Genomic DNA, 26,626 nt, shown 5'->3' on the forward strand with positions numbered 1-26,626 from the left:
TCACTGTCAATATACAGTACAACTACAACAGGAATGACATCCTCCACAACAAAATTTCTTATGAATACAGGAGAGACCTGAAGTTCCTTCGCGAGACCTTTAGGTATTCATTTCCCTCTTGCCATGCACTCTTAATTAATCAAGGTTAAAACACACATGAATTGACTTAACAATCCATGTGTGTTTTAACTTTACTGTTTCTACACTTATTTATATACAGGAACATCAAAAATTAGATTGTAATCACCTTTTGAATAAAAACGTGAATAATAGAAGACCTGTTTATAAGCCCAGCCAATATCTGTTGCATATTGGTGTGTTGCTGAGCCTCTATTATCCATAGCTCCAGGGTTCCATCGCATCGAATATAATGTGGGTTGACCTGCGTAAATATACTTTTGCTTTGCAAACTGAGCACCACCAATGATGGCTTCTTCAACTGTGAACCATCCTTCTTCATATGCTCTCCTAGCGCCTGCATTAATCGCATCATTATCCACTGCACCAATTCCAAAGAAGTTATATACAGTTTTACCTTTATACTCCACTCCTAAAGAGAGCGTGGACGTTCCGTGACCGGTTTCTAATAGGGCGTGAGATATTAGGTATAATTCATTAATACCCGCCCTTTCAGCTGCCTCTCTAAAGACATTCTCCATCCCATCTAATTTCCCTTTACCATCTAGTAGTTGGCTAAGTTCAGATGCTGGTATTCCAGTAAAATACCTTAAGTCTAAAAATTGGTATTTCTGGTTTTCATCATCTATAAAATTAGTTGGATCTAAATAATATTCAGTGTCACTACTTGGTGCATTTTTCCAATATTTATCGTATGGTATTTTATACCAGCTGTCGAAGCTCCCAATAATGGTTACTCTTTTTCCCTTATCCATTAATCCAAAACTATGGCTTTCAACAGTTGGCTCTTGACGCAAATTCACATTTGCAGTTGTCTCACCGACGGCAGGGTCAACTAACATAGTGTGTGCATATAGTATTTCGTCATTGTATTTAATCTTATACCAGAGATTACTACCACTGAAACTATCACCCACGACACGATCCACTATCTCTATTTCTGTTCCTCCAGCTAATGAATGGGCGATGTACTTATCTTTAAGGATTGGTTCTGTTCTAACATTCACAGTTGTTCCAGAAATTTGAGCTTCACGAATAATACGAATAAAATCTCCGTGAACAAAGGCTGGATCACCAATATATTTATCGGTTTGTGGGTTCACTTTCATCTGTATATTCAGAGCATCTTCTAAACTAAGATTATATTCAGTGAAGTTATATATTTGGTTCTCAGGTATCGCATTGGCTATAGCATATTCTAGATTAATAATAGACCCTTCCACAATATAGTTAGGAACACCTGGTGTCGCAATTAATTTTTCATAGAGATTAATCGCACCATTAAAGTCCTTATTCTTGTGAATAGTTAAGGCCCGTTCATATAATTTATATGCACTGATTTCTAAACCACGAATAAAGCGCTCATCATTCGGATAGAAAATATAACCCTTAACGTAAGCATCGAACTTACCACTAATAGATTGCTTGTTTTCTGCTACTTCAAATAGATAATCTGCCGTTGCAATTTGTTCAAAATCAACAGCGTAATTCTTTCTCAATTTCGATTCTAGTTGGATGTGACTAGGAACACCATTGGTCGAAATGAGCTTATCATAACGCTCAACAGCATTTTCATAATTCTCTCTTTGATGGTATCGGATCGCTAAGTTAAGAAGTGATACTGAGCTTTCTTCAATCCCATTTATAAAACGTTGATCAGCTGGATAAAGGATATTAGCCTTGACATAGATATCAAATATATAGGAAGCTCTAGTTTCCTCTTGAGCTTCATTATAAAGTTGATCTGCAGTTGGTAATGATTTCCCTTGTTCAGCATAATTTTTCTTGATATTAATTTCCTTAACCAGGTCATCACTTTTCACTGGTAAATCTAGTAATCTATTATATTTTTCTAAAGCATTAATAATATCCCCTTTTAAATGAACATTCGTTGCCCATCTTAAAAGAGCATAAGCACTCTCTATCACTAAAGTTTCCATTTTGGGATTCCCATCATAAATCCAGTATCCCTCAACAGCGATATCTACTTTTGCTGATGCTGACGGTTCCTTATCAACTAGTAAGATATAGTCCTCAACTCCAGGCGTGACCTTTCCTTCAAGAGAATACTTTAATTGGTATCCCGCCTTTTTATTCCATATAATAGGCACTCCATCTGTAGAAACTAATTCAGTGTATCGCGAGCTCGCATCTTCAAATCTTTTTTCAGAGTGATAGCGTACAGCTAAATCATATAAATATTGAGAACTCTTTGCTAATCCTTGAATAAATCGTTTATCTTCTGGATAGAATTTATATCCTTGTTTGTTTAATTCAAATAAGCCTGAGGCAGTACTTTCTTCTTGTATCAAATTGTAGATAACATCAGCAGGACGTTTTCCTATTTCTGCATCTGCAAATCCTTGCCTAGCCTCATTTAAAAGTTCATCAGATAGTACAGATACTTCTAAGATTCTTTTATAGCGTTCTAGTGCATAATCAAAATCGCCAGCGTAGTGTTTTCTAGTTGCTAAATTAAGTAGAGCTCTTGCACTGTCTTGAAGTCCTTGTACAAATCGTTTGTCCTCTGGATAAAACTCATATCCTTTCTCAAATAAGTCAAGCTTATAGGATGCCCTGTGTTCTTCAACAGCATTATTATAAATCGCATCTGCAGAACGTTTTCCTATCTCTGCATCAAGAAGTAAAGATGTTGTTCGATTTACGATATCACCTTTAATATATGGAGTAGATAGTATTAATTCATATCTCTCTTTAGCTATTTTAAATTCTCCATCTTCATGTCTCTTATATGACCAGTTTAAGAGCTGTTGACTAGCGTGATATAGTTCAGCTTTAAATTTATCTGATTCAGGATAATAAAGATAATTTATAACACTTTGGTCAAATATTGCTGAAACCTTTGTTAATTCCTTATATGCACCAAGAAGTACTTCAGGTGTTGGGATCGTTTTCCTGTTATTTGCTTCCTTTAAATGTAGTGCTGCTGAATCTTCCAGTTCAATTGTTATAGCTGGTCCATCCAATATTTTCTGATAACGATCGATTGCCGTAGTCCAGTTTCCTGATTGGTGTTTTCCTCTTGCCCATCTCAGCAATTGCTTCCCACTCTCATTTATCCCTTGCACAAAATTCTCGTTGTTTGGATATGACTCATATCCCTCGATGTAAAGATCAAATTTCCCTGATGCAGAATAGGCATTTTCAGCCTCTTCTAGGATAAAGTCAGCAGGTCGGTTCCCTTGCAATGCCTCATTTAGACTAGATTGCACTTTTGATAGAAAACTAGACGGAAGAGAATCAGTTGAAAGGATGCGCTCATATCTATCTGCAGCAACTTCAAATTCACGTGAATTATGCTGTTTTATCGCCCAATTGAACAATAACTCCGCGCTTGAATGCAGCCCTTCAGCTATTTTTTTATCAGTAGGATAGTAGTCATATGCTCCTTTAAACGCTAAGAACCTACCTGATGCGGTGCGCTCTGACATGGCCTCACGATATAATTGTTCAACAGTAGGATAGTTCATGCCATTAACAGCAAATTCCTTTTTCCATGCTGCCTCACTACTATATATATTGTTTATTCCCTCAATGGTTAATATGTAATCATATCTATCGATTGCCACATCATAGTCCCCACTATTATGTCTTCTGCTAGTCCAATTTAATAGATTTGCTACAGAAGCATTTAAACCAGAGATAATCTTCTCATGTTCAGGATAATAATTGTACGCTTCAACAAAAATTTCAACTCTTCCTGAAGCAGAAGGATTATTTATTCCTTCTTGATACCATTCATCTGGACTTTTAATTGTAGTCGTAGTTGCCGCTATCTCTACCCCTTCATTTTCTTCGACCATCACACTTGCTTTGTCAACATCGCTATTTTCGCCATTTTCTGCATAAGCTATGGTCGGCACAAGAAGGAAGCCAGTTAAGAAAATGGATGCCTTTCTCGTCATTTTAATCCCCCCTTCTGTGTGGAGTAGACTACTAAAGTGTGTCAGGATAAGAATTAGAAACCAATCCTCTATCCATATTTTAAATCTGTCACTTATATAGTCCACCCCATTATAGTATATATTTATATTAGTAGATAATAGATAGAAAGTAAATGGTGTAATAGTATGGTAGATTTTAAGCTTTATAAAAAAAGAAGTAGAAAAAATCTACCTCTTTTTTGTACGATAGTATATAGTATGGGCAATAAATCTTAATACCTATTTCCAATCTTTCTCAGCCAAAGTTAAGTTAGTTAGCTCATCAGCAAAATAACTTGTTAGGTTTTTACGAATTGTTGAATTGATGGGGAACCAAATCCCATGTGATTTAAAATAAGAATTAAATTGTTGAACACAGTCATCTATATAATATATTCTCTCACCATTTTCAATTGGTAACTGGTTCACAACTACGAACTTTTCCTTCGCCTCAATTTTAGGTATATAAACTTGAGAATATTGTAAAACAGCAGGATCAATTATGACTAATTCGTCACACCTTATGCTCTCACCAAATACAAGCATCTGAACTTTGTCCCCATCAACTAGATGTCGATACACTTCATTCGTTTGGTTATCTAATTCCAAATTATAGTGATTAATTGAGACAAGACCAATCCGACATCTGTCTTTTCTTTTCTTTATTTCGTTTACAATCGTCGCATCAAACTTCCTAAAGTCTGTCGCAATGACAACATTAAAGTGGCGAATGCCTGATGGTTTCTCCTCTCTTTGTGGCCACATTGGTTCAGGTACAGGAAACGGCCTTTGTTTTTGAGGATAAGAGTAATATAGATTTTCAGCCTGTTTATGGTAATATTCAAGACTTTCTACATACTCCTTTCGAACCCCTTTAAAGAATCCATTGTACCCAAATGCTGAACTCCCTGTTAATGATTGAACGGATTGTCTAGGTAATGAGAGTGGTCCTGACTTAAGGTCTACATAACTCTTGGCTCCAAATTGTTTTAGGAGACGACGTTTGAATTCTCCATCAGCAGCAAAGCGCACACTATCCCAGTAGCCAAGTTTATCGAGTACTGGTTGTCGTCTAAACATGATTGACGACATGTTAGGAAAAATATACTTTCCAGGTGTCCCTCTTCGATATAGCCTGATTTCTTCTTCTGTTAATCGTGAATGCTCTGATGTATTAGCAATAACTTGTTTATTTTCTATTAAGTGTTTCACTTGAATCTCAATCTTTTGTGGGTGTGACCAATCATCCGAATCGTTTATTGTTAGAAATTCTCCCGTTGCTTCCTTGAGACCTATATTTCTAGCTACATATGGTCCACTATTAATAGGAGTTTTTAATAATTTCACCCTAGAGTCTTTTTCTACATAACCTTGAACCACTTTTGCAGTATCATCAGAACTACAATCATCTACAACTAGTAGTTCGATATTTTGCCAAGTTTGGGAAAGTAATGAATTGATAGCTGTTTGAATTCCTACTTCATCATTAAAGGCAGGTAGGATAATTGATACCTTTGAATCAGCATTTTGGACCGGCTTTAACTCCTCTGTAGACAAGTCATCATAAGTAATAGCATCTTTTTTTCCAGAAAAAGAGATAGGAGCTAGGTTATAATAAGCGTATACTTTGTTGATCCATCGAAGTCTCGAATCAATGGACTCTTCCAAATTAGCTCTTGCTAAATATAAATCTGGATGATGCTTTAAATCAAGCATATGATTTATTGTTTCTATTGCTTTTTCATTTTCTCCTATCTTTTGCTGACATTCCGCTTTAATAATCGATACTTTTCTCAATTGATCTTTATTTTTTACATTTAAGGATGCTGCTGGTATATAAGTTAACGCCTTTTTAGCACTTTGTTTTGTGTATTGATTAGTGTGCCATAGAACAAGCTCCCATGCAGCAGCTCTTTTTATATACGGATCTGTCGCATTTTCGTAAAATACTTCTAATTCCTTTAGACCTTTTTCTTGCATACCGAGGTTATATAGATGGTATTTAATATTATGAAGCTTATTAAGTGCGATCAGTTTTTTTCCACTAAAAATCTTCTTTACCTTCATTTTATGTTCGTCGGAAATGAGAGTACTAATAAATTTCCGTTGATCGTCATTTAGGACAGTAAATAGAAACCAATCAACAGGAAAAGCAAGTATCTTTAAAATCTTTTTCATCGCTGTATGCCACCATCCTTGATTGATTAATAATTTACCTTACTCGTAGATGAGACCTTATATTTAATAGTATTTTTCACACCCATTAACGTATAATTGGAAAAATAATACAAACTCTTGAATAGGCTTAACTTTTCAATTTGACGATACACATACCATTGACGCTTAGAAGCTTTGAATTTATTTCTAGATATTGAATTCTCAACCGTTCTATATTTTGCAAGTACTTCTGGTAATCCATAGGCACGAAATCCACGTTTTGTAATTTCTAACCAATAGGCATAATCCTGTCTTGTTCTAATATTCACCATATCTAATTTACCTACTTTATCTCGATCGATCATAACGGTCAAGCAACCAATAACACAATGTTTTAATAAATCATGGTACCCTACCGATTCTGGAGCTTTAGATATTGCATCTCTTAATGTCCCATCTTCATCCATTCTTCTGTATTTTGTAAATGAAAAAGCAATATCCTTTTTCTGCATAAATGTTAGTTGCTTCTCTAGCTTTTCAGGATACCATAAATCATCACTATCTAAAAAAGCAATGAAGTTGCCCTTTGCATGTTTCATTGCTGTATTACGAGCAATGGCAGATCCACTATTTTCCGGTAATATATGAAGCTTAATCCGACTATCACGCTGTTGGTAGTTCTTCACGATACTCACAGTAGCATCGGTTGAACGATCATCGACTATTATCATTTCCCAATTCGAATAAGTCTGGGCTATTACTGAATCTATTGTTTCTCCAATAAAACGTTCTGCATTATAAGCAGGTGTAATTATTGATATTAAAGGGTTATGCTGCTGGGCCATATTTTCCCCCTCTTTTCTTAAATAATCCTTGTAAGTACATGCCCTTTATTAATGTTGTAAAAGTAGTTGTTTATACCATTTCACGAGTTTTTCTTCTTCTACATTCCAGTTTAGTTTTTCTACTACTGCTTTTTTCCCGTTTTCACCCATCCGTTTTACCTCATCCGGGTTAATTCTTAAGTACTCAATTGCTTCTTTGACTTCCTTATCATTATAAGGGTCTACTGCAATTCCACAATCATACGTCTCAATAAAATCTTTCCAAACTGGAAAATTAGAACAAATTATTGGAAGACCTGCACTCATGTACTCAAAAAACTTGGTTAACTCTTTTTTCATATAATGTTCTGTTGGTGGAAAAAGAGCAATACCTGCTAACCAATTACGACTAACGTACTGCGCTTCGATATCTTCCTTTTCCACAAAATGGTCAATACCTTGGATATGAATTTGATCCTGCTTATCTTTAGCGATAGTGAAGATTTCATCTGCTATCGACTTTTTACACAAACCAACATAATGCACTGATACACTAGGATGAATCGCTGGGATTTTAGCGTGAATCAACGCTCCACGAACATGGGTGACATTCCCTGTGTATAACACACTATCATCCACTTTAGCTATATCTCGTTGATGCCTTAATATATTTTCATTAATGGTTGGATAGTTCAATATACATTTTCCATTTGGATAAATATCTTTGTAATACTTTTCGGCTAAACAAAGTTCCATTTTCTTTGCAAAAAGCTTCTCCATCCATTTATATAAGGTAGAAATTACCTTTTTAAGTGGTTTGTTCATATATTCTTTTTGCATAATACTTGTGACATAGTCCTCATGGATATCGTAAATTACGACATTATTCTTCTTTTTTAAAAGCCATCCTATTGGCAATAACTCTGGGTCATGGAAATGATACACATCTGCATTTAGTTGCTTTGCTTTCTTATAAGCATCAACAGTTCCAAAGATCATCCGTTTCAAACGATTGGAATATGATTTTAATTTGACATGCTTAATTGTTTCATTTTTTCTGGAATCGGTTGGGTCTTCTTTAGCAACCAATGTCACGTCAAAGCCTGCTGCCTGCAATGATTTACATTCCTTATGATAAATTCGCGGATCATATGGGTGGTGTACTGTCGTCAAATGAACTACTCGTTTAGCTGCATCCATTTCTTAACCTCCTACATTCTATCTCTAGTCCGTTGATTGGCATGTTGGACAAATACCTCTTCATATTGCTTCACAATATCCTGGGCGTTAAACTCTTGGGCACGTTTCAGCCCTTTTTGGACCATTTGCTCTCTTTGGGAGTCATCAATCGTTAACACCTCATATATCGCATCGGCCATATTGTCTGCGTTACCTACTTCACATAGTTTCCCGTATGTTCCATGGTCAAGCACCTCAACTGCACCAGGCTTACAGTTCGTCGAAACAACAGGTGTCCCTGTTGCCAATGCCTCTGCCAACACATGTCCAAATCCTTCTCTTTTTGAGGATAATACAAATAGGTCTGCATGATGGAAGTAAACATACGGGTTCTTCTGAAACCCAACAAAATGTACATTATCTTGTACGTTTAATTGTTCACTTTGTTGCTTGAGTTCTTTTTCAAGATCCCCTTCTCCCAAGATAAACAAGTGAACATTCAATTTCTGATTAATTTTTGAAAAAGCCTTGATTAACGTTTTATGATCCTTATCTGCAACTAACCTTCCCGCAGTAACAATCGTCTTGGCTTCAGAGTGAAAAATCACTTGATCCTCTTTCTGCATTTCACCATTTATCGCATTGGATTGAATTGTTTCTAAATCAACCGGATTATATATAACCGTTATTTTTTCCGGATTTACTTTATACCTTTTAACAATATTGTCCTTTACCCCTTGAGACAACGCAATGACACGTGGGGCAAATTTATATAGCATACCATATACTCTTAGCTTTAAATTACTAGAAAAACTCCCACCTAAGTACGCCGCTTCTCTTACAATATTCTTCGCCTTGGTGAATGAAAGTAAATTAGCTAGAAGAGCAATCGTATTGTAGTTCGGGATTGTACTAAATACAATATCTGCGCTCTCTCTACGAATTACTCTGGATAAAGGAATAATCGCCGAACGCAATCTTCTGGTTGGGAGTTTAATTAAAGGTACATCTTCATGTAAGTAATGCTCATAATTACCTTCATAATTCAATGTAACAAGAACAGGCTCAAACCGACCTCTATCTATATTATTTACTATATTTAATAACGTCCTAGCAGCCCCACCTGAGCCCAATTGATATATAAAAAAGACAACTTTAATTTTTTTCACAAAATCCAGCCTTCCTCATCCATAGTATCCATAGAAATAATCTCCAAAAATTATACCATAGCGAGTAATAATTATAAATTGTTAGGAGGTCCTAGAGGGAGTGGAGAGAGAATCACTCGGGGGTGAGCGAGTTTCACTCGGGGGCGAGCGAGTTCACCCGGGGGCGAGCGAGTTTCACACCGGGGCGGCAAGTTTCACTCGGGAGCGAGCGAGTTTCACCCGGGGGCGAGCGAGTTTCACCCGGGGGCGAGCGAGTTTCACTCGGGGGCGAGCAAGTTTCACCCGGAGGCGAGCGAATTCACTCGGGGGCGAGCGAGTTTCACCCGGGGCGAGCGAGTTCACTCTGGGGCGAGCAAGTTTCACCCGGGGGCGAGCGAGTTCACTCTGGGGCGAGCAAGTTTCACCCGGGGGCGAGCGAGTTCACCCGGGGGCGAGCAAGTTTCACCCGGGGGCGAGCAAGTTTCACCCGGGGGCGAGCGAGTTTCACACCGGGGCGAGCGAGTTCACCCGGGAGCGAGCGAGTTTCACACCGGGGCGAGCGAGTTTCACACCAGGGCGAGCGAGTTCACCCGGGGGCGAGCGAATTCACTCGGGGGCGAGCGAGTTTCACACCAGGGCGAGCGAGTTTCACCCGGGGGCGAGCGAGTTTCACCCGGGGGCGAGCGAGTTTCACCCGGGGACGAGCGAATTCTACATTATCTATTTCTCTATCTTTAATAATTGTAATTTTTCTTCCATATATTCCTTAATATCATCTTGCAAATCCTGACGTGCTAAAGCAAAGTCGATAGTTGCCTGAACAAACCCTAATTTATTACCGATGTCATAGCGTTTCCCATCAAAATTATAGGCTAGCACCTGTTGCTGATTATTTAGTTTTACAAGTGCATCGGTGAGTTGAATTTCACCATTTTTCCCTGGTGCTTGTTTCTCAAGAATATCAAATATTTCTGGTCTTAATACATAACGGCCCATGATTGCCAAATTAGAGGGTGCTTCGTCTTGATTAGGCTTCTCTACTAAGGTATCAATCGCACTAATTGAAGGTCCGTAGCTTTTTGTTCCTAGTCGCTTTACAATCCCATATTTTGACACATCTTCTTCAGGGACATCATGGACTCCAATAACAGATTGTTCATGTTTATTAAAAACATCAATTAGTTGCTTTAAACATGGCTCATCTGATTCCACAATGTCATCCCCTAACAAAACGGCAAAAGGTTCATTACCAACAAAACTATGGGCACATGCTATAGCATGCCCTAATCCTTTAGGTTCCTTTTGTCTTATGTAATGAATATTAGCTAAATTCGAAATGGAACGAACCATATCTAATTTAGCTAAATCGCCCTTTTTAGCTAACTTTTCCTCTAGTTCATAGGAAGTGTCGAAGTGGTCTTCTATCGCTCGCTTACCTCTACCAGATATGATGATAATATCTTCAATTCCAGATGCAACAGCTTCTTCTACAATATATTGAATGGTTGGTTTATCTACTATCGGAAGCATTTCTTTTGGTTGTGCTTTTGTTGCAGGTAAAAATCTCGTACCCAATCCAGCAGCGGGGATAATTGCTTTTTTTACTCTCATCGACAAAAATCTCCTTCAATTGATATTAATTATATCCATCTTATCATATAAGCAATTAGACACTCCAATCTTATTAGGGGTTTCCAAAGTGAATTCAAATAGTTTACAATGTATAATAGAATTTACTATACAAGGATAAGCTATAATTGTATAGTAGTAGAGATATCTATAAATAGATGAAAGGATCGAGGAAATATGAGCTTATTTGACAAGATTCAGTCAAAAGAAGAAAAAATTTCGGTCATCGGACTTGGATACGTTGGCTTACCACTAGCTATTGAATTTGCAAAAAAATATGATGTTGTCGGGTTTGATATAAACATTTTAAAATTAGACAAATATTTAAGTGGTGTGGACATTACAGACGAGGTTGGAGATGAAGCTGTTCAAAACACTACAATGAAATTTACTAATGATGAAACTGAACTTAAAGATTGTAAGTTTCATGTAGTTGCTGTCCCAACACCAATCAATACTGATAAAACCCCAAATTTAAAACCTGTAATTGGTGCTAGTGAGACTGTTGGAAGAAACTTAACCAAAGGATCAATTGTAGTGTATGAATCAACAGTTTACCCAGGAACAACAGAAGAAATTTGTATTCCTATTCTCGAAGAAGTATCCGGTTTGAAATATGGGGAAGACTTTAAAGTAGGATACTCTCCTGAACGAATCAATCCTGGTGACAAAGTTAACACACTAACAAAGATTACTAAAATTGTTTCAGGTTCTGATGAAGAAGCTTTAAAAGAGATTTCAGATGTTTATAGCTCAATTATCGAGGCTGGTGTCCATGAAGCAGAGTCAATTAAAGTTGCTGAAGCAGCAAAAGTTATAGAGAACTCACAACGTGATATTAATATAGCGTTCATGAACGAACTGTCTATAGTATTTAATAAAATGGGTATTAACACTAAAGCTGTTCTAGAAGCAGCAGGAACAAAATGGAATTTCCTTAAGTTTACTCCTGGATTAGTCGGTGGACATTGTATTGGCGTAGACCCTTATTATTTTACATATAAAGCGGAACAATTAGGGTATCATTCCCAGATTATTCTTTCCGGAAGAAAAGTTAATGATGATATGGGTAAATACGTAGCAAGCAATATTATCAAGCAAATGATTAAGGCAAAACAGGATATTGATGGAGCAAGAGTTGCTATTTTTGGACTAACATTTAAAGAAAATGTTGCTGATGTACGCAATACTAAGATTATTGACATCATCAATGAATTAAAAGAGTATGATGTTGAAGTGTTAGTACATGACCCAGTAGCAGATATAAATGAAGTGAAGAGTGAATTTGACATCGACCTTGTTGATTTAAACCAACTTAAAGATGTTGACTGTGTTGTGGTGGCCGTTCCACACGACGAGTTTAAAGATGTTTACAATATTGATGACCTTGAAAAGCTATATAAAAATGACAAGAAAGTCATTGTAGATATTAAGAGTCTTTTGGATAGAAAAGAATTAGAATCAAAAGGTTATCAATACTGGAGTTTATAATAATATTTTTTAAGCAACCACATAAAAATACCATTAAATTAAAAAATAATCCCAACAGAGTCACAATGAACCCTGTTGGGATTATTTATTTTAGTCTAGTAACTGGCTTAGTTCATCTAGAATTTCATCACTTATTACGGATGTACCACCAAGTACAGTTAAAGTATCTGTCTCATTAGAAACATATTCTTTAACAACCTCAGATACATCATTACCTACAAGCAATACTCCTGCCCCTTCTTTCGCAGCAAGTGCTGCACTAGATAATGCATCTGCAAAGTGTTTACCAGTTGCTACATATAGGTGGTTGGTTTCAACGCCAAAGTATTCAGCAACTTCAACTGCTGTAGCATAGCGATCTTTACCAGATACACGATCTGCATTTGGAAGTTCTGCAAATACTTCTTCCGATACCGCAGCAGTACCACCAACAACTACAGTATTTTCCACTCCTAAGTCAACTAGTGCTTGCGCAGTTTCTTCAGACAATTTATCTGTTTTAGTTAATAGGATTGGTTGGTTATTACGAGCTGCATAAGATGCTACAGATAGCGCATCAGGGAAGTTGAAGCCATTTACAACTACTGCATCTTCAACATTTCCATCTCCAGCAACTAGTTTAGCAATTTCAACAGCAGTGCCAATTCGGTCATCACCTTTAACACGTGTTACTTCTATTTCTGCTGCTTCAAGTTCAGCAACTACTGACTCACTTACTGCACTCTCACCACCAAGGACGAATACTTTCGTAGCACCAAGGCGTTCGATTTCAGCTTTTGTTGCTTCTTGTAATTCATCAGTCTTTGTTAATAATAGTGGTGCATCTTTTGCTGCAGCTAAAGGAGCACCAGCTAATGCATCAGCATAATCATCTGCTCGAGCAAGAATAACTACATCAGCAGTTTCCCACCCTTTTTGACTTGCTAGAACAGCTGTTTCATAACGATCAGAACCCGATATACGATCAACATTCACTCGATTAACAACTACAGTCTCCACTGTTTCGTTACCAGCTAGGTCAGCTACTTTAACTTCAAGTTCATTTACGCCAAGTTCTACGTCAACTTCAACAGTAACTGTATCTTCGAATGGTCTTACTTCAAGATCTAACCATTCGTTATAAAATACTTCCGAACCATCAACATATAGACGAATTTCTTCGTTATTATCCACAATGTTAACTGCCAACTCAACTGTTTCTGTTTGAACTGTTTCTGGAGCTTCCACAGACAATTCAGCAGGAGTTGTGTCTACAAAGAATAGTTGACTATTTTGTAGAGATGTTTCGTTTCCATTAACATCAACTGCCACTAGTCGTGGAGTGTGTTTTCCATCTTCAAACGTTAGTACTGTATCGAACTCATACTCACCAGGAGCTACTTCTGTAAGTTCAACATCTTGTCCATCAATTGTGAATTCCACAATTTCAGAATCATCTGTTACAGTACCAGCATAATTAATTTCATTTGTATTGAATACTTTTCCTAATCCACCAGGAGCATCAACATAGATTACTGGTGCATCACCGTCGTTGATACCAGCAAGTGATTTCGCTGTAACATTACCAGCCCAGTCTTCAGCAACTAATGTTATCGTAGTGCCAGCAGGGATTTCTTCAAATGGAAGTTCTCCTAAATCAGCTGGAACAATTCCTAGAGATTCACCATCAGCGAAGATTTCAACATAACTTACTCCTGAAGTTGCATCTTCAGTCGTGTAAGATACTACATTATCTTCAATGCTAACTTCTAATTCAGGTGCAACTGTATCAACTGTTACAGGAATTAAGAAGTCTTGTGCTTCAGCGCCAGGATAGTCGATTGTTGCTTTTACGTTAACAAAGTACTGGCCATCTTCCGCTACTTCGTTCTTCACTTTTCCATCCCAAGCGAATGAACTCTTAATGGACTGCATCGGACCATATCCAGCATCGTAGTAGTTTTTACGTACGAATCCTTCTTTACCTAGGTTACGTAATACGTTTCCCTCTGCATCTTGTACAAGATACTCTACTGTTTTCGCATTACGTAGGAAAGATAGAACTGGAATTGCTTGATCATTTACATTATCTCCATTTGGAGAAATTGCGATATTCTCAGTATGTGCTCCTGTAAATTGATCCATACCGATATAGTATAGTCCACCTTCACCATCATCATATACCATTGAACCAGTTTCATAGAATGAGTAGTCTGGACCTTCTAATGCAAGTGCATCAACGATAGGAGCAGCATCCCACTCACCTGCAAAACCAACATATGGAACAGATAGTTGTGGTAAAGTATCACCAGTTGCATCTGTAAATGTTACGAAACCTTCTACCCAGTATCCGTTAGGGAATACTGTGTTTGGATCTACATAACCTGCTTCAATAGTAAATACTAAAGCTTCTGATAAATCAACTGTTACTTCAATGGATGCTGTTCCATTAGCTGGAACTGTTACAGTAGATTCGCCACCATTGATTGTTACATCTCCAACTAATTCAGCAGATTCTAGTTCACCTAAAGCACCAGTATAATATGCATTACCAGTTAAGCCTAAAATCTGTAAGTCAGTTTGTAACTGAGTCGCTACATCATACGAAACATCTTCATCCGTAACGTTTTCAGCAACTAATGTAAAGCTAAATTCTTCGTCAACTTCACGTAAAGCTACTTTCCCAAGACCAGTTGTTTCTTCTGTTACAACAACAGGAGTACTAATTGCTTTATGAAGTTGCATTAAACCAGCACCTTGTTTTCTTGGAGAATAGAAAAGTCCACTCTCTAGTTCTGTATTCAAAACTCCTTTGTCCACTACTGGAGCAGCAGTATTCATAAGGATATTTTTCGCTAATTCAACTCGATCTTTACCTTCTACATCAAAATGTTCATCAACACGTTGAAGAACTAGTGCAGCTCCACCAGCTACATGAGGTGCAGCCATAGAAGTACCGTTCATCATTCCGTATTCATCATCGTTAAATGTAGATAAAATACTACCACCTGGTGCAGTAATTTCAGGTTTGAAATCAAGGTTTGGCGTTAATCCCCAAGATGAGAATTGAGACATCGCATCTGCTGTTGGATTAGCTTCCGTTACTTTGTCACCATTGAAACTAATAGTAACTGTTTCGCCAGCAACAAGAGCTGCTGCTAATTCTTCCCCATCTGTTTTACCCATAAATAATTGTGGAATGTTAACTGCAGGATCGGATGCCATGTTTACCCAACCATCTTGATTGTTGTAAACAATAACACCAGCAGCACCAGCAGCAACTGCGTTTAATGCAGTATCCACGAATGAATTCCCACGCTGTGCATATGCAAATTTCCCTTCTACATCTACACCTTCAAATCCAGCAGCATCACCGATACCAACTGCAACGATTTCGTATGCACCTGGAGCGATATCGTTCGGATGTACACTACTTGCAGACATAAATGGTGCAAGACCAGTGTTTTCTCCATAATTGAATGTTAATGCATCTAAGTCAATGAAACTATTCTCAATAGATGCAACTTGTAGAGAATCCACAGAAACCCCTGGTGATCCTACAACACCATAATCTGGGTTAGAAGCGAATGGGTTAAAGAATCCATTTCCTAAAAATGCTGAGTTACCAGCAGAAATTGACATTAACACACCGTTTTCTACAGCGCGGTTAACCGCTTGTTGTTCAGGATCGTCACTATCAACAAATGCCGCAGTTGATCCTAAACTCATGTTAATTACATCAGCGCCTAAGATAATTGCATCATCAATCGCTTTTACGTAAACATCACTATAAGTCGATCCCATATTTGGATCATTACCGAAAACTTTTAGTCCAAGGATTTGCGCTTCTGGCGCTACCCCTTTAATACCACCGTTTTCAAGGTCTCCGTTCGCACCAACTGTACCTGATACGTGCATACCATGCATGGAAGCATCAGGACCTAAGTCGCGAACTTCATCATTTTCATCCATGTAGTTGTAACCATATGGTACTTTTGCAGAATACCATTTACCTGGAAGGTTGTTTTCAGCTACAAATTGCTCCACATCTTCTTCAGAAAGAGCAGCTGCTTCTTCATCCGTCAGAACGAAGTCACGGTGAGATGGATCAACACCAGTGTCAATAACCCCAACGATCATTCCTTCACCATCGTAGCCATACTCATCCCAAGTTTTCTGAGCTTCTACAAGTTCAGTACTGTATTTCATATCAGGAGTAACTTCTGGACGCTCGTATTCATTACTAATGATGACATTTTTTACCCCAAATATTTTTTCAATATTTTTAATTTCACCGAATTTAACAACACCACTAAATCCATTAAATACTGTAGTGAAGTTTTGTTTTAATTCTAAGTCAACTTTTTTCTTTGTTAACTGAGTTTGGACCTTTTGTTGAGTCGCTAACGCGTTATTATGTAACTCGTCCTTTTTAGCCTCAGATAAATCAGCAAATTTTTGACCCTGTTTTGTTGCATAAGTAATTGCTGGCTCTCCTTCTACCTCTACAATTACTCTTACTTCATCATCGTCTTCATAAAGTTCATCTAATTCTTCTTTGTCTAGTTTTTCTTTGTTATTGCTTGTAGGCTTTTGTTGATTCACTCTATCAACGTTAGATTGCGTGATAGGACCTACAGCAGCCATTGCACTGTTAGAAAAAACTAGTAAAAATGCTAATAGTAAGACTAAAACTCTTTTAATCTTCAATTCGTTTCCTCCCTATTTAATAGTTTAGTAGTACACAAATTCGACACCAATCTAACTATCTAGTAGATTCGTGCTACTTCCCCCCCTTTACTAGTATTATTCTCACATTATATTATATTTAGATTTAAATTAATAGTCAAATAACTACAATATTTTCAAAAGATTTTATTTTTCTACTGTAATATTAATAGTCTTCTTTGAAAATAGAGCATTTCTTGCTACTAGACGCAACGTTAAAGTATACTTTCCTGCCTCTAGTTCAGGTAGTTTAAATTCATACGTTAATTCATCTCCAGGGTTAATCGTCACATCTTTTAATACTTGCATAAAAGATTTACCATCAGAATAACGGTAAACTTCCTTCCCTTTTTCATCATTAATGATAGCTTCATACCTTTGGCTAGTTGTGAATTCAAGTGTTTGTGGTTTGTCACTTACATTTTGAATAGTATATTCATATGCTGTCGGTGAACTCTTTGATTCTAGTGAGACTGTAAAGTTTTCATTTTCTATTCCTTTTATAGATTTTGGTTCGAACTTCTTTTTTATATCTCTTCTTTTAAACATTTCTTTATTTTCCTCCAATACTTTTTCTTTAAATTCTTCAACTTCCTGTTCCTGTTCAGATGCTTGTTCACTACTATGTTGCACAATGTAAATAATAATGACTGAAGCAATAATCACCAGCACAATAGATAAGATTAATGTTGCTCTTTTTTTCATGTTCGCACCTCACTGAGTAGTTAGTTATTTCTAATATTACGATAAAATAGGATAATTTTCTACCGAACGTTATGAATTGTAATAATATTTATAATATTATTTATCAAAAAAGAAGACATGACCATAATTAGTCATGCCTTCCCTTCATCTCATTTTATTGAAGTAACTGTTGTAATTGATCATAAACTTCTTCATCAATCGCAACTGTACCACCAAATATAGTCATTTGAAGAGAACCGTTTTCGGTAATGAAATCAGATAATCCATCCGAAACTTGATCATCCACTAATAGAATTGAACTATTATGTTTTGCAGCAAGCACAGCACCTGTTAAAGCATCAGCAAATTCTTTCCCTGTTGCAACAAACACATGACGACTTTCTAAACCAAAGTAATCATTGATTGCTAGATTCGTAGCATATCGATCTTCTCCACGCACTCTATCTACTCCTGGCAATGCTGATGCAACCTCATCAGTAACTACATCATAACCACCAACGATAAGTGTGTCAGTAGTTCCTAGATTTTCAATTGCAGTAGAAGTAGCAGCTGGTAATTCATTAGGACGAGTTAATAAGATTGGCATCCCCTCATTAGCAGCATGTGCTGCAACAGACATGGCATCAGGGAAATCTCTGCCACTTGCTACAACAACTTGTTCGGAACCATTTGGTGCTACTTTCTCAGCAATAAGAGCTGCTGTTTCATAGCGCGTTTCACCTGCAAGTCGTTCGATATCTAATCCTGATGCTTCTAATTCTGCTGTTACATCATCACTAATTGCCCCAGTTCCACCAAGCACTACCACTTTGCTTGCACCTAATCGTTCAATTTCTGCTAGTGTATCAGCATATAATTCATCACTTCTAGTTAGTAAAATTGGTGCATTTAATTTTTCTGCTAATGGAACACCAGCTAAAGCATCAGCAAACTCTAAACCACGAGATAACACAACGGTATCTGCTTGTGACCATCCGGCTTGACTAATCGCTATAGCCGTATCATATCGAATCTCACCTGATAGTCGTTGAACCGGTTCCTCTGGTACAACCGACACCTTTACTACATCCGATTTACCGGTTACTTTTCCACCCTGTTTAGAGATAGCTTGTAATTCATTAAGCCCTTCCGATAATTCAACCTCAACTGAAAAACTACCATCATCTCTAATATTAGCCGTACCTACATCTTCTCCATTATTTTCTAAATGGATCGTTGTCGTTGGCGAGGCTGTACCTTCAACTGTCACCGTGCTATTTTCAGTAAAAAATTCATTGTTTTGTGGTGAAGTAATTACTGGTTCATCAACCTCATATTCAACGACAGCACGAATCATTTTATTTCCTGTTAAAAAGTTGGGTTCTAACGGATACCAATACCCTTTGTACATTTCCCAACTTCTATAGGTAAATTCGTCTTTATCATTTTGTAATCGAGGAGCTGTTTCCCTTCCCTCAGATTGGATATAAACCATATAGAAATCATCTTCTACAATAATCCCATAATTACTAAGATCAACCGTGGTCCATTCACCATTTTTTACTGCAGTTGCATCATACGGACCAGCAATTATCTCACCTGGGGCATCATTTGATCCACTTGAATCCATCACTACAACTTGAAAATCATCTCCACCGCGTGGCGCAAATAAGAACTTCCCTTCTGTTACTAGAGCTTTCTCTTGCCCTTCATCTAATGACATTCTAACTCCCCAGGCATTTCCAGCTTCTAAGAACCAACTACCTCCTTCACCATCCCCATCATCATATGCTAGTTCCCCACCAGGATAGCTATAGAAAGGTTCAAGCTCAACTGTATATTCATTATTTTCTTGTGTGAATGATACATCAACTTCTTTCGGTACATATCCACTAGCTGACACTCTTAATGTATAATCACCTTCATAGGCCGTAATCTCATATAATCCGTTTTCATTTGTTTGTACAGGCGCTATGTTTGCATCTTCTACCAATAATAAATTAGCACCTTCTATTGGTTCACCTGTTGTTTGGTCGATAATCGTTCCAGCAATCGTTGTTTCCGGAATTTTTTCTAACGTTACATTCACTTCTGATACTTCATCTGCTACTAGATTAATAGATTCTTCTACTGAATAGTAACCGTATGATTCTATTAATAAAGTATGTTCACCAGCTGCATAATTCATTGAGAATGAACCATCGTCAGGGTTTGTGTTAACGGAACGATTTTTACCTAGGAAGCTTACTTGTGCACTTAATGGGTTTGCAGTTCCATCAACTAACTCCGTGACTGTTCCCTCAATTGTTGCGACACCTTCATCAATTGCTAATACAGCATTTTGGGCATCTACTTTCCCATATCCATAGCCATTATTCGGTGTTTCTGGATATTCCTCATCGGTTAAAGGGACAGCAGTATTTAATAAAATAGTTTCTATTTCATCGACATCCAGATTACTATTGGCTTGCTTTACTAAAGCAATGACTCCACTCACAGCTGGTGCTGCCATCGATGTACCACTGTTTTCATAGTATCCGTCACCAGGTACAGCAGAGCGAATTACTTGCCCAGGTGCCGTTACCTCTGGCTTGATTTCATCGTATGGCGAAGGTCCCCTTAGTGAAAAACTAGCAACATCATCACCAATATCTAATGCTCCAACAGCAAAGGATTCTGGGTAATTTGCTGGAGTCGCAACAGAACCAGGGCCTCCTCGATTGTCATTGTCTACATTTCCAGCTGCAAAGACTGGGAATATATTGGCATTTCTCCACTGTGTTACAACTTCTCGATACCATTCATCAAGTCCAGGACCACCACCCCAAGAGTTATTGACAATATCTGGAGCAAGATCAACCCTTACATTTCCTTCCGAATCGGTCGGTGCCATAATCCATTCTGCAGCAGCTAATAGGCTTTCATCCGTGGCTGTTCCATCTGCCCCAAATGCTTTTATACCTATCCATTTTGCACCAGGAGCTACTCCAATCCGATTCGTACCATCTGGTTCACTTCCGACCATTGTTCCAGTTACGTGTGTCCCGTGCCCTTGGTCATCATATGGTTCAGTCAACCCAGCTGTTGCGTCGAACCAGTTAAAATCATGATTTACTGTACCTGTATCTGCATCATATCCACGATATTTCTCCTTAAGAGCTGGGTGGTCCCATTGAACACCAGTATCAATACTTGCTACAACAGTGCCTGCCCCATCTAACCCCATCTCCCAAACTTCTGGAACATTTAGCTTTTCCACATTCCATTCGACATTTTCTTGGTCAGAGCTAGGGGCTGTTTCTGAATCGGAAACTGGTAGCGTTAATTGCCTTTTTTCGTTTGGTAATACTTTCTCAACTTCAGGCAATATTGCCATTTTCTCTGCAATCTCTTTTGTTGCAGTAACGGCTAGAGCATTGACAATGAAATAAGAATGAACTGAATCTACTTTTCCTTTAATCATTTCATTCTCTAATAATTTCATTGCTTTCTTCTGTTCTACCATCGCTGTTTCCTTTAAAGCACTCACAACAGACGAACGCTGAACAAACTCAGTCTTTTGTTCCGATAAATTATTAATAGAAGCATTCCTTTTCGCCTCTTTAACCACTTTATCGGTGTCTGCCTTTTCTTTAAACTTAACTAAAAATGTAACCTTTTCGTCTTCATCAAATTGGCTTATCAAGCGATTACTGAGCTTACTAACTGCATTTTCGCTAGATTCATGTAAAACACGTTTGTTACTAGTAGTACCTTCTGCAAAAGCAGGAGTAATGAGTGTGAAGAACATTAAGAAAGCTGTTAGTACACTAAAAACTTTTAATGAATACGTATTATTTCTTCGCAAATGATTTCCTCCTTGATTGATAGCTTTTATAATACACAGAACTCACTTTCTAATAAAAGTGAGTTCTGTGATGTCAAAGATTTATGGTAATAATTGTTCTAAAGAATCAGCAACAGTTGAACTCACTGCTCCTGTTCCACCAAAGATTGTTAATCTTAAAGTATGATTTTCGGTGATAAAGTCTGCAACACCCTCTGGTAAATCGGTACTTACTAGCACAATTGTACTGTCATTTTTCGCTGCAAGTACTGCACCAGCCAAGGCATCGGCATAATGTTTCCCTGTAGCCACATAGAGGTGATTATTGTCTACCCCAAAATGTTCATTTACTACTAGGTTCGTTTCATACCGATTGGTTCCTCGTAGTCTTTCCACATCAGGCAATTCAGCCACAACTTCGTCTGTCACTACTTCATAACCTCCGACTACATACGTTTCACTTACACCAAGAGTGTCAACTGCATCAGCCGTAGCATCTGGTAAACTATCAGGACGTGTTAGTAAAATTGGCATCCCTGCAACTGCTGCGTGACTTGCAACAGATAAAGCATCCGGAAAATCACGGCCATTCGTTACTACTACTTTATCACTTCCTTCTGGAGCTACTTCATCAGCAATACGTGCTGCTGTTTCAAAGCGAGTTTCCCCAGCAATACGACGCACGTTTAATCCTTCACCTTCAAGTTCCATTTCAACATGTTCATTAATTGCACCTGTCCCTCCAAGGATGACTACTTTCGTTGCCCCTAGGCGTTCAATTTCTTCTAGCGTTGCAGGATATAGTTCATCACTTCGGGTTAATAGAATTGGTGCATTTAATGAATGAGCAAGTGGTACACCTGCTAATGCATCCGCAAATTCCGTTCCACGCGCTAATACAACTGTATCTGAAGAATCCCAGCCTTCTTTACTAATTTCAACGGCTGTTTCATATCTTAACTCTCCAGAAAGCCTTTCTAGCTTTTCACCAACAAATGTAACAAGAACCGAATCAGATTCTTTCACAGGCTTGCCATTGTATAGTGAAACAGCTTTCAAGTTGTTTTCACCCTCTGTTAAATCAACAGAAACAGAGAACTTCCCTTCTTTATTTACATTTGCTGTACCTGCTACTTCCCCATTATTCAATACTTGTATTGTTGTAAAGGATGAAGCAGTACCTTGTAAACTAAGTGTTTGTTTACTTGTTTCTAAACCTGATTCTGGTGATGTAATTACTGGTGTATCAATATCAGGAATTGCTTCTTGTTCCCCATAATCCACAACAGCACGGATCATGTAATTTCCATAGCTTTGGTCAGATTGATACCATTCTCCACCAAAGTAATCCCAGCTTCTGCCTGTCCAATTCTCGCTGTCACCATCTGCTACAAAACTAGGAACATATGGGTAGTCATCAGTTTGTTGATAAAGAATGTAGAAATCGCCTTCTACCACAATACCATGCTCAGATAAATCAACCTCTGTCCATTGATACAAATCACGTACAGCAGTTGCATCAATAGGTCCAGCTATTTTATTACCTGGCTTTCCATCTTCTCCAGTTGCATCATAAACAGAAATACGAATATCTTCTCCTCCTGGTACAGGAACATGACCTGCCCAGAATTGTAATTTTGCACCTGTAAGCATTGCTGCGTCTTGTCCTTCTTCTAATGACATTCTAACAGCAAAACCACTATCTTCTTTACCCCAGACAATGTTTTTATCCCAGTCACCATTATCATAATAAATCTCAGAAGCCTCCGTACTATTAAAAGCACCTAGATGAATATTAAGATTAATAGGTTCTCCCTCTACTACGGTAATTTCTTCCGTTAATGCATAATACCCGTCCGCATAAACCTTCAATGTATAGGTTCCAGCTAATGCCTCAAGGCTATAGTTACCTTTTACATCAGATTTCACCGGTGTTACATTGTCATCTTCTAACAAGAAAACTTGCGCATTTTCTATAGCAGCACCATCTGAATTTTCAATTTGACCAGAAATGGTTTGTTTCGGTAGCGACGTTAACTCAATTTCAGGTTGAACTACTCCGTTTTCTGTAAGAGTAACTGTTTCTGTATGGGATTCATATCCATACGCCACTACTTCTAACGTATATTCACCTGGTTCATGATTAATTACAAATTCACCATTTTGTGGGTTAGTTTTTGTTTCCCATCCTGTTTCGACAACTTTAACTGTTGCTTCTACTGGAAGTGACTCATTGTACATTGGTACTACTTCAGCCACTTCTACTTCTGTTGCTGAAGGATACGATTTATTATCCTTTTCAGCAAATGGTTGTGTTAATTCACCAGTAGGTGCTTCATCAGTTGATGCCGTACTGTTATTGACTAATTGTACGTCATCAATATACCAGCCTGGGAATTCGTTATCTAAGCTCGTTAAGTTAAAGGCAACAAGAATCTTTTGGCCAGCATAATCCGATAGACTAATACCTACTTCATGCCAATTTTCGTTGTCCTCTGTATTACTAAATACTTGTTCCCATGTTTGTCCATTATCCGTTGATACATAGACAATCCCTTTATCCCATCCAAACCAACTCAAGCTATACCACTGGTTAAAGCGTAATTGAGTTCCTTCTTCTGGAATAACAGGTGGCATCACCAATGTCATGTTGGAATTCATGCTATATTGACCGCGAAGGTTTGTTCCCATTACTTTGTCACCTGATGCAGCTCCCTCAGGGCCATATTCTGGAACACCCCATTCCCAAGAATTAAAGGTTCCAAATGAAAACCAGCCATCTGGATACGATTCAAAGTCTTCTACATATCCATCTGTAACAGCTTCTTTAATTTCCACTTCATAATGGTCACTAACGAAAGATTCACCACTGAATTCTTCAATTTCCCACCAATATTCTAGCAACTCACCAAAGATATGCTCTGGTGGTAAGTAGACTTCATACGTTCCATCTAAGTGATCACCTTCTGTGCGGTACGTATCATAGGTTACGTGTTCCCCGTCATCATATTCGATATGTAATGTTACTTTATTTACACTTAGATTATCCATTGCTCTTATCGTGAAATGAGCTTCTTCTCCAATGAATACTACTTCACGTGGTTCATGTTCAAATGTCGGTGGTATTTCATCTCCACCAGGAGCAACGACTTGGCCACTGATTGTTGCAATGCCTTGTTCTACCGCATTAACAGCAGCATTTGCATCTAATAATCCATAACCAAATGCATTGTTAGGTGTTTCAGTATACTCTTCATTTGTTTTTGGTACTGCAGTTAATTTTAATATATTATCAATTTCATCTACAGTTAATAACGGGTCTGCCTCTAGCATCAATAATGCTGTTGCAGCAACTGCAGGCGCTGCCATAGAAGTACCGTTATAGCTGTCGTAATCGAACGTATCCCAAGTTTCACCAGGAATGGATGAACGAACGTTTACCCCTGGCGCTGCAATATCAGGCTTCATCTCCCCTGATTCTGTTGGTCCTTTTAATGAAAAACTAGCAAGGTCATCGTTTTCATCTGTTGCCCCAACACCTATGGATTCTGGATAGTTACCTGGTGCGGATGCAGTTCCTGGACCTGCTCCTGGGTTAAATAATCCTGCATTCCCAATAGAGAATACCGGAACAATCTCTGCAGCACGCCATGCTTGTACCATTGGACGGAACCAATCATTGTTAATTGGATTTCCTCCCCATGAGTTATTGATAACATCTGGTGCCATCTCTGGATGTGGCACACCATTCTCATCAAGTGGTGCTAACATCCACTGAGCTGCCTCGATGATATCAGAATCATAAGCAGTATCATGTGCAAACGCTCTAGCAGCAATCCATTTTGCACCTGGTGCTACACCAATCTTATTTGTTCCATCCGCTTCCTGCCCAACCATCGTTCCCATTGTATGGGTTCCGTGGCCATCAGAATCAACTGGTGAACCAATATTACTTGCAGCATCATACCAGTTAAATTCATGGGACAAATTATCAGGGTCACCTGGATTGTATCCTCGGTATTTTTCTAGTAATGCTGGATGGTTTACATCTACTCCACTATCGATATTCCCAACTACTGTACCTTCTCCTGTTATTCCTCTATCCCAAACCTCTGGTGCACCAATTCTATCAACATGCCATTCGATGTCATCATCAGAATTAGTGTCTGCTACTAGAATGGATTCATCATCCACATCGATTGGGGTAAGTTGTTGCTTTCCATCCATTACAATGGATTTTACTTCTGGTAATTTAGCAATCTCTTCTACAGATGCTTTATTACCTTTAACAGCAAATCCATTCACAATAAAATAATTTTGAAATTCTTTAACTTTACCAGACTTTTTCTCCTTAGTTAAAAAATTGGATATATTTTTTTGTGATTTCTTGGCATTTTCTTGTAAGGTAGATACTATTGCTTGACGTTTAGAAAGTTTTGCTTCATCCTTGGATAGATTTAATTGATTAGCTTCTTTCTCAGCTTGCAAAGCAACTTTTTCAGAATCTACTTGATCATGTAACAATACTAGATACTGTACATATTTCTCTTCATTAAATTGTTCCAAAAGCTCTGCTTGTATTTTATTCTGGCTTGTCCCTTGTACATTAGGATCGATTGATTTTGGTTGTGCTAATGTACCAAAAGGGGCAAACAGTCCAATAATCATCACTATGATGAGCATAAGTGACAAATTCCGGTTAAACTTATAGTTTCTCCTCATCTTAACACTCCTATTTTAATAGTTGGTTTGTTTTAGAATTAAAATATTCACCTCTTTCTTTTTAGACTAGCTATTGGTTGTCGATTCTTGGGTTACAGTTATTATTATAGTTTAAATTTTCATAGAAATGTGCATGTTAACTATCATTTTATTTTAATTTTCAAAAATTAAAGATAA

The 26,626-nt window shown here is 37.8% G+C and carries 11 protein-coding genes; 1 reads left to right on the forward strand and 10 read right to left on the reverse strand.

Features of this window, described 5'->3' with window-relative positions; genetic code table 11:
• Positions 1-206: 206 nt before the first annotated feature.
• From BUB12_RS03945 to galU, 6 genes are all read right to left on the reverse strand, one after another.
• Positions 207-4,064: an N-acetylglucosaminidase gene (locus BUB12_RS03945; protein ID WP_072888262.1), complete on the reverse strand. Its 3,858-nt coding sequence runs from the start codon at positions 4,062-4,064 to the stop codon at positions 207-209.
• A gap of 258 nt (positions 4,065-4,322) precedes the next feature.
• Positions 4,323-6,260 (reverse strand): glycosyltransferase family 2 protein, encoded by a 1,938-nt coding sequence (locus BUB12_RS03950; RefSeq protein WP_072888264.1) that lies wholly within the window; start codon positions 6,258-6,260, stop codon positions 4,323-4,325.
• Positions 6,261-6,286: 26 nt separating this feature from the next.
• Positions 6,287-7,084, reverse strand: a complete 798-nt coding sequence (locus tag BUB12_RS03955) for a glycosyltransferase family 2 protein (RefSeq protein WP_072888266.1) — start codon at positions 7,082-7,084, stop codon at positions 6,287-6,289.
• A gap of 48 nt (positions 7,085-7,132) precedes the next feature.
• The gene (locus BUB12_RS03960) at positions 7,133-8,263 is read right to left on the reverse strand and encodes a glycosyltransferase (protein WP_072888268.1); all 1,131 of its coding nucleotides are present in this window, start codon (positions 8,261-8,263) and stop codon (positions 7,133-7,135) included.
• A gap of 11 nt (positions 8,264-8,274) precedes the next feature.
• Entirely contained in the window at positions 8,275-9,411 is a 1,137-nt protein-coding gene (locus tag BUB12_RS03965) for a glycosyltransferase (RefSeq protein WP_072888270.1), read from the reverse strand.
• Positions 9,412-10,110: 699 nt separating this feature from the next.
• Entirely contained in the window at positions 10,111-11,001 is an 891-nt protein-coding gene (gene galU / locus BUB12_RS03975) for a UTP--glucose-1-phosphate uridylyltransferase GalU (protein WP_072888274.1), read from the reverse strand.
• Positions 11,002-11,196: 195 nt separating this feature from the next.
• On the opposite strand from galU, the gene BUB12_RS03980 reads away from it, so the two are divergent.
• Entirely contained in the window at positions 11,197-12,510 is a 1,314-nt protein-coding gene (locus tag BUB12_RS03980; RefSeq protein ID WP_072888276.1) for a nucleotide sugar dehydrogenase, read from the forward strand.
• Between the two features lie 90 nt (positions 12,511-12,600).
• Here the strand turns inward: BUB12_RS03980 and BUB12_RS03985 are convergent, their stop codons facing one another.
• The 4 genes from BUB12_RS03985 to BUB12_RS04000 all read right to left on the reverse strand — a co-directional run bounded on the left by BUB12_RS03985 (position 12,601) and on the right by BUB12_RS04000 (position 26,449).
• Positions 12,601-17,199, reverse strand: coding sequence for a cell wall-binding repeat-containing protein (locus BUB12_RS03985; RefSeq protein ID WP_234982562.1), 4,599 nt, complete (start codon positions 17,197-17,199; stop codon positions 12,601-12,603).
• 165 nt (positions 17,200-17,364) lie between these two features.
• Complete coding sequence (locus BUB12_RS03990) at positions 17,365-17,922, reverse strand: BsuPI-related putative proteinase inhibitor (RefSeq protein ID WP_072888278.1); 558 nt, start codon at positions 17,920-17,922, stop codon at positions 17,365-17,367.
• 154 nt (positions 17,923-18,076) lie between these two features.
• On the reverse strand, positions 18,077-21,691 hold the full coding sequence (locus tag BUB12_RS03995; protein ID WP_456093736.1) for a S8 family serine peptidase: 3,615 nt from the start codon (positions 21,689-21,691) through the stop codon (positions 18,077-18,079).
• A gap of 138 nt (positions 21,692-21,829) precedes the next feature.
• Positions 21,830-26,449 carry a cell wall-binding repeat-containing protein gene (locus tag BUB12_RS04000; protein ID WP_084063212.1) on the reverse strand — a complete coding sequence of 1,540 codons (4,620 nt, stop codon included), beginning with the start codon at positions 26,447-26,449 and terminating at the stop codon, positions 21,830-21,832.
• Positions 26,450-26,626: the final 177 nt, after the last annotated feature.

The organism is Ornithinibacillus halophilus (genome assembly GCF_900129485.1).
Classification (GTDB): domain Bacteria; phylum Bacillota; class Bacilli; order Bacillales; family Amphibacillaceae; genus Ornithinibacillus; species Ornithinibacillus halophilus.

Bases quoted from the DNA above. Each gene is read 5' to 3' on its own strand.
- galU (WP_072888274.1), bottom strand. From the start codon at position 11,001: ATGAGAGTAAAAAAAGCAATTATCCCCGCTGCTGGATTGGGTACGAGA.
- BUB12_RS04000 (WP_084063212.1), bottom strand. From the start codon at position 26,449: ATGAGGAGAAACTATAAGTTTAACCGGAATTTGTCACTTATGCTCATC.
- BUB12_RS03945 (WP_072888262.1), bottom strand. From the start codon at position 4,064: ATGACGAGAAAGGCATCCATTTTCTTAACTGGCTTCCTTCTTGTGCCG.
- BUB12_RS03990 (WP_072888278.1), bottom strand. From the start codon at position 17,922: ATGAAAAAAAGAGCAACATTAATCTTATCTATTGTGCTGGTGATTATT.
- BUB12_RS03955 (WP_072888266.1), bottom strand. From the start codon at position 7,084: ATGGCCCAGCAGCATAACCCTTTAATATCAATAATTACACCTGCTTAT.
- BUB12_RS03980 (WP_072888276.1), top strand. From the start codon at position 11,197: ATGAGCTTATTTGACAAGATTCAGTCAAAAGAAGAAAAAATTTCGGTC.
- BUB12_RS03995 (WP_456093736.1), bottom strand. From the start codon at position 21,691: ATGTTCTTCACACTCATTACTCCTGCTTTTGCAGAAGGTACTACTAGT.
- BUB12_RS03950 (WP_072888264.1), bottom strand. From the start codon at position 6,260: ATGAAAAAGATTTTAAAGATACTTGCTTTTCCTGTTGATTGGTTTCTA.
- BUB12_RS03960 (WP_072888268.1), bottom strand. From the start codon at position 8,263: ATGGATGCAGCTAAACGAGTAGTTCATTTGACGACAGTACACCACCCA.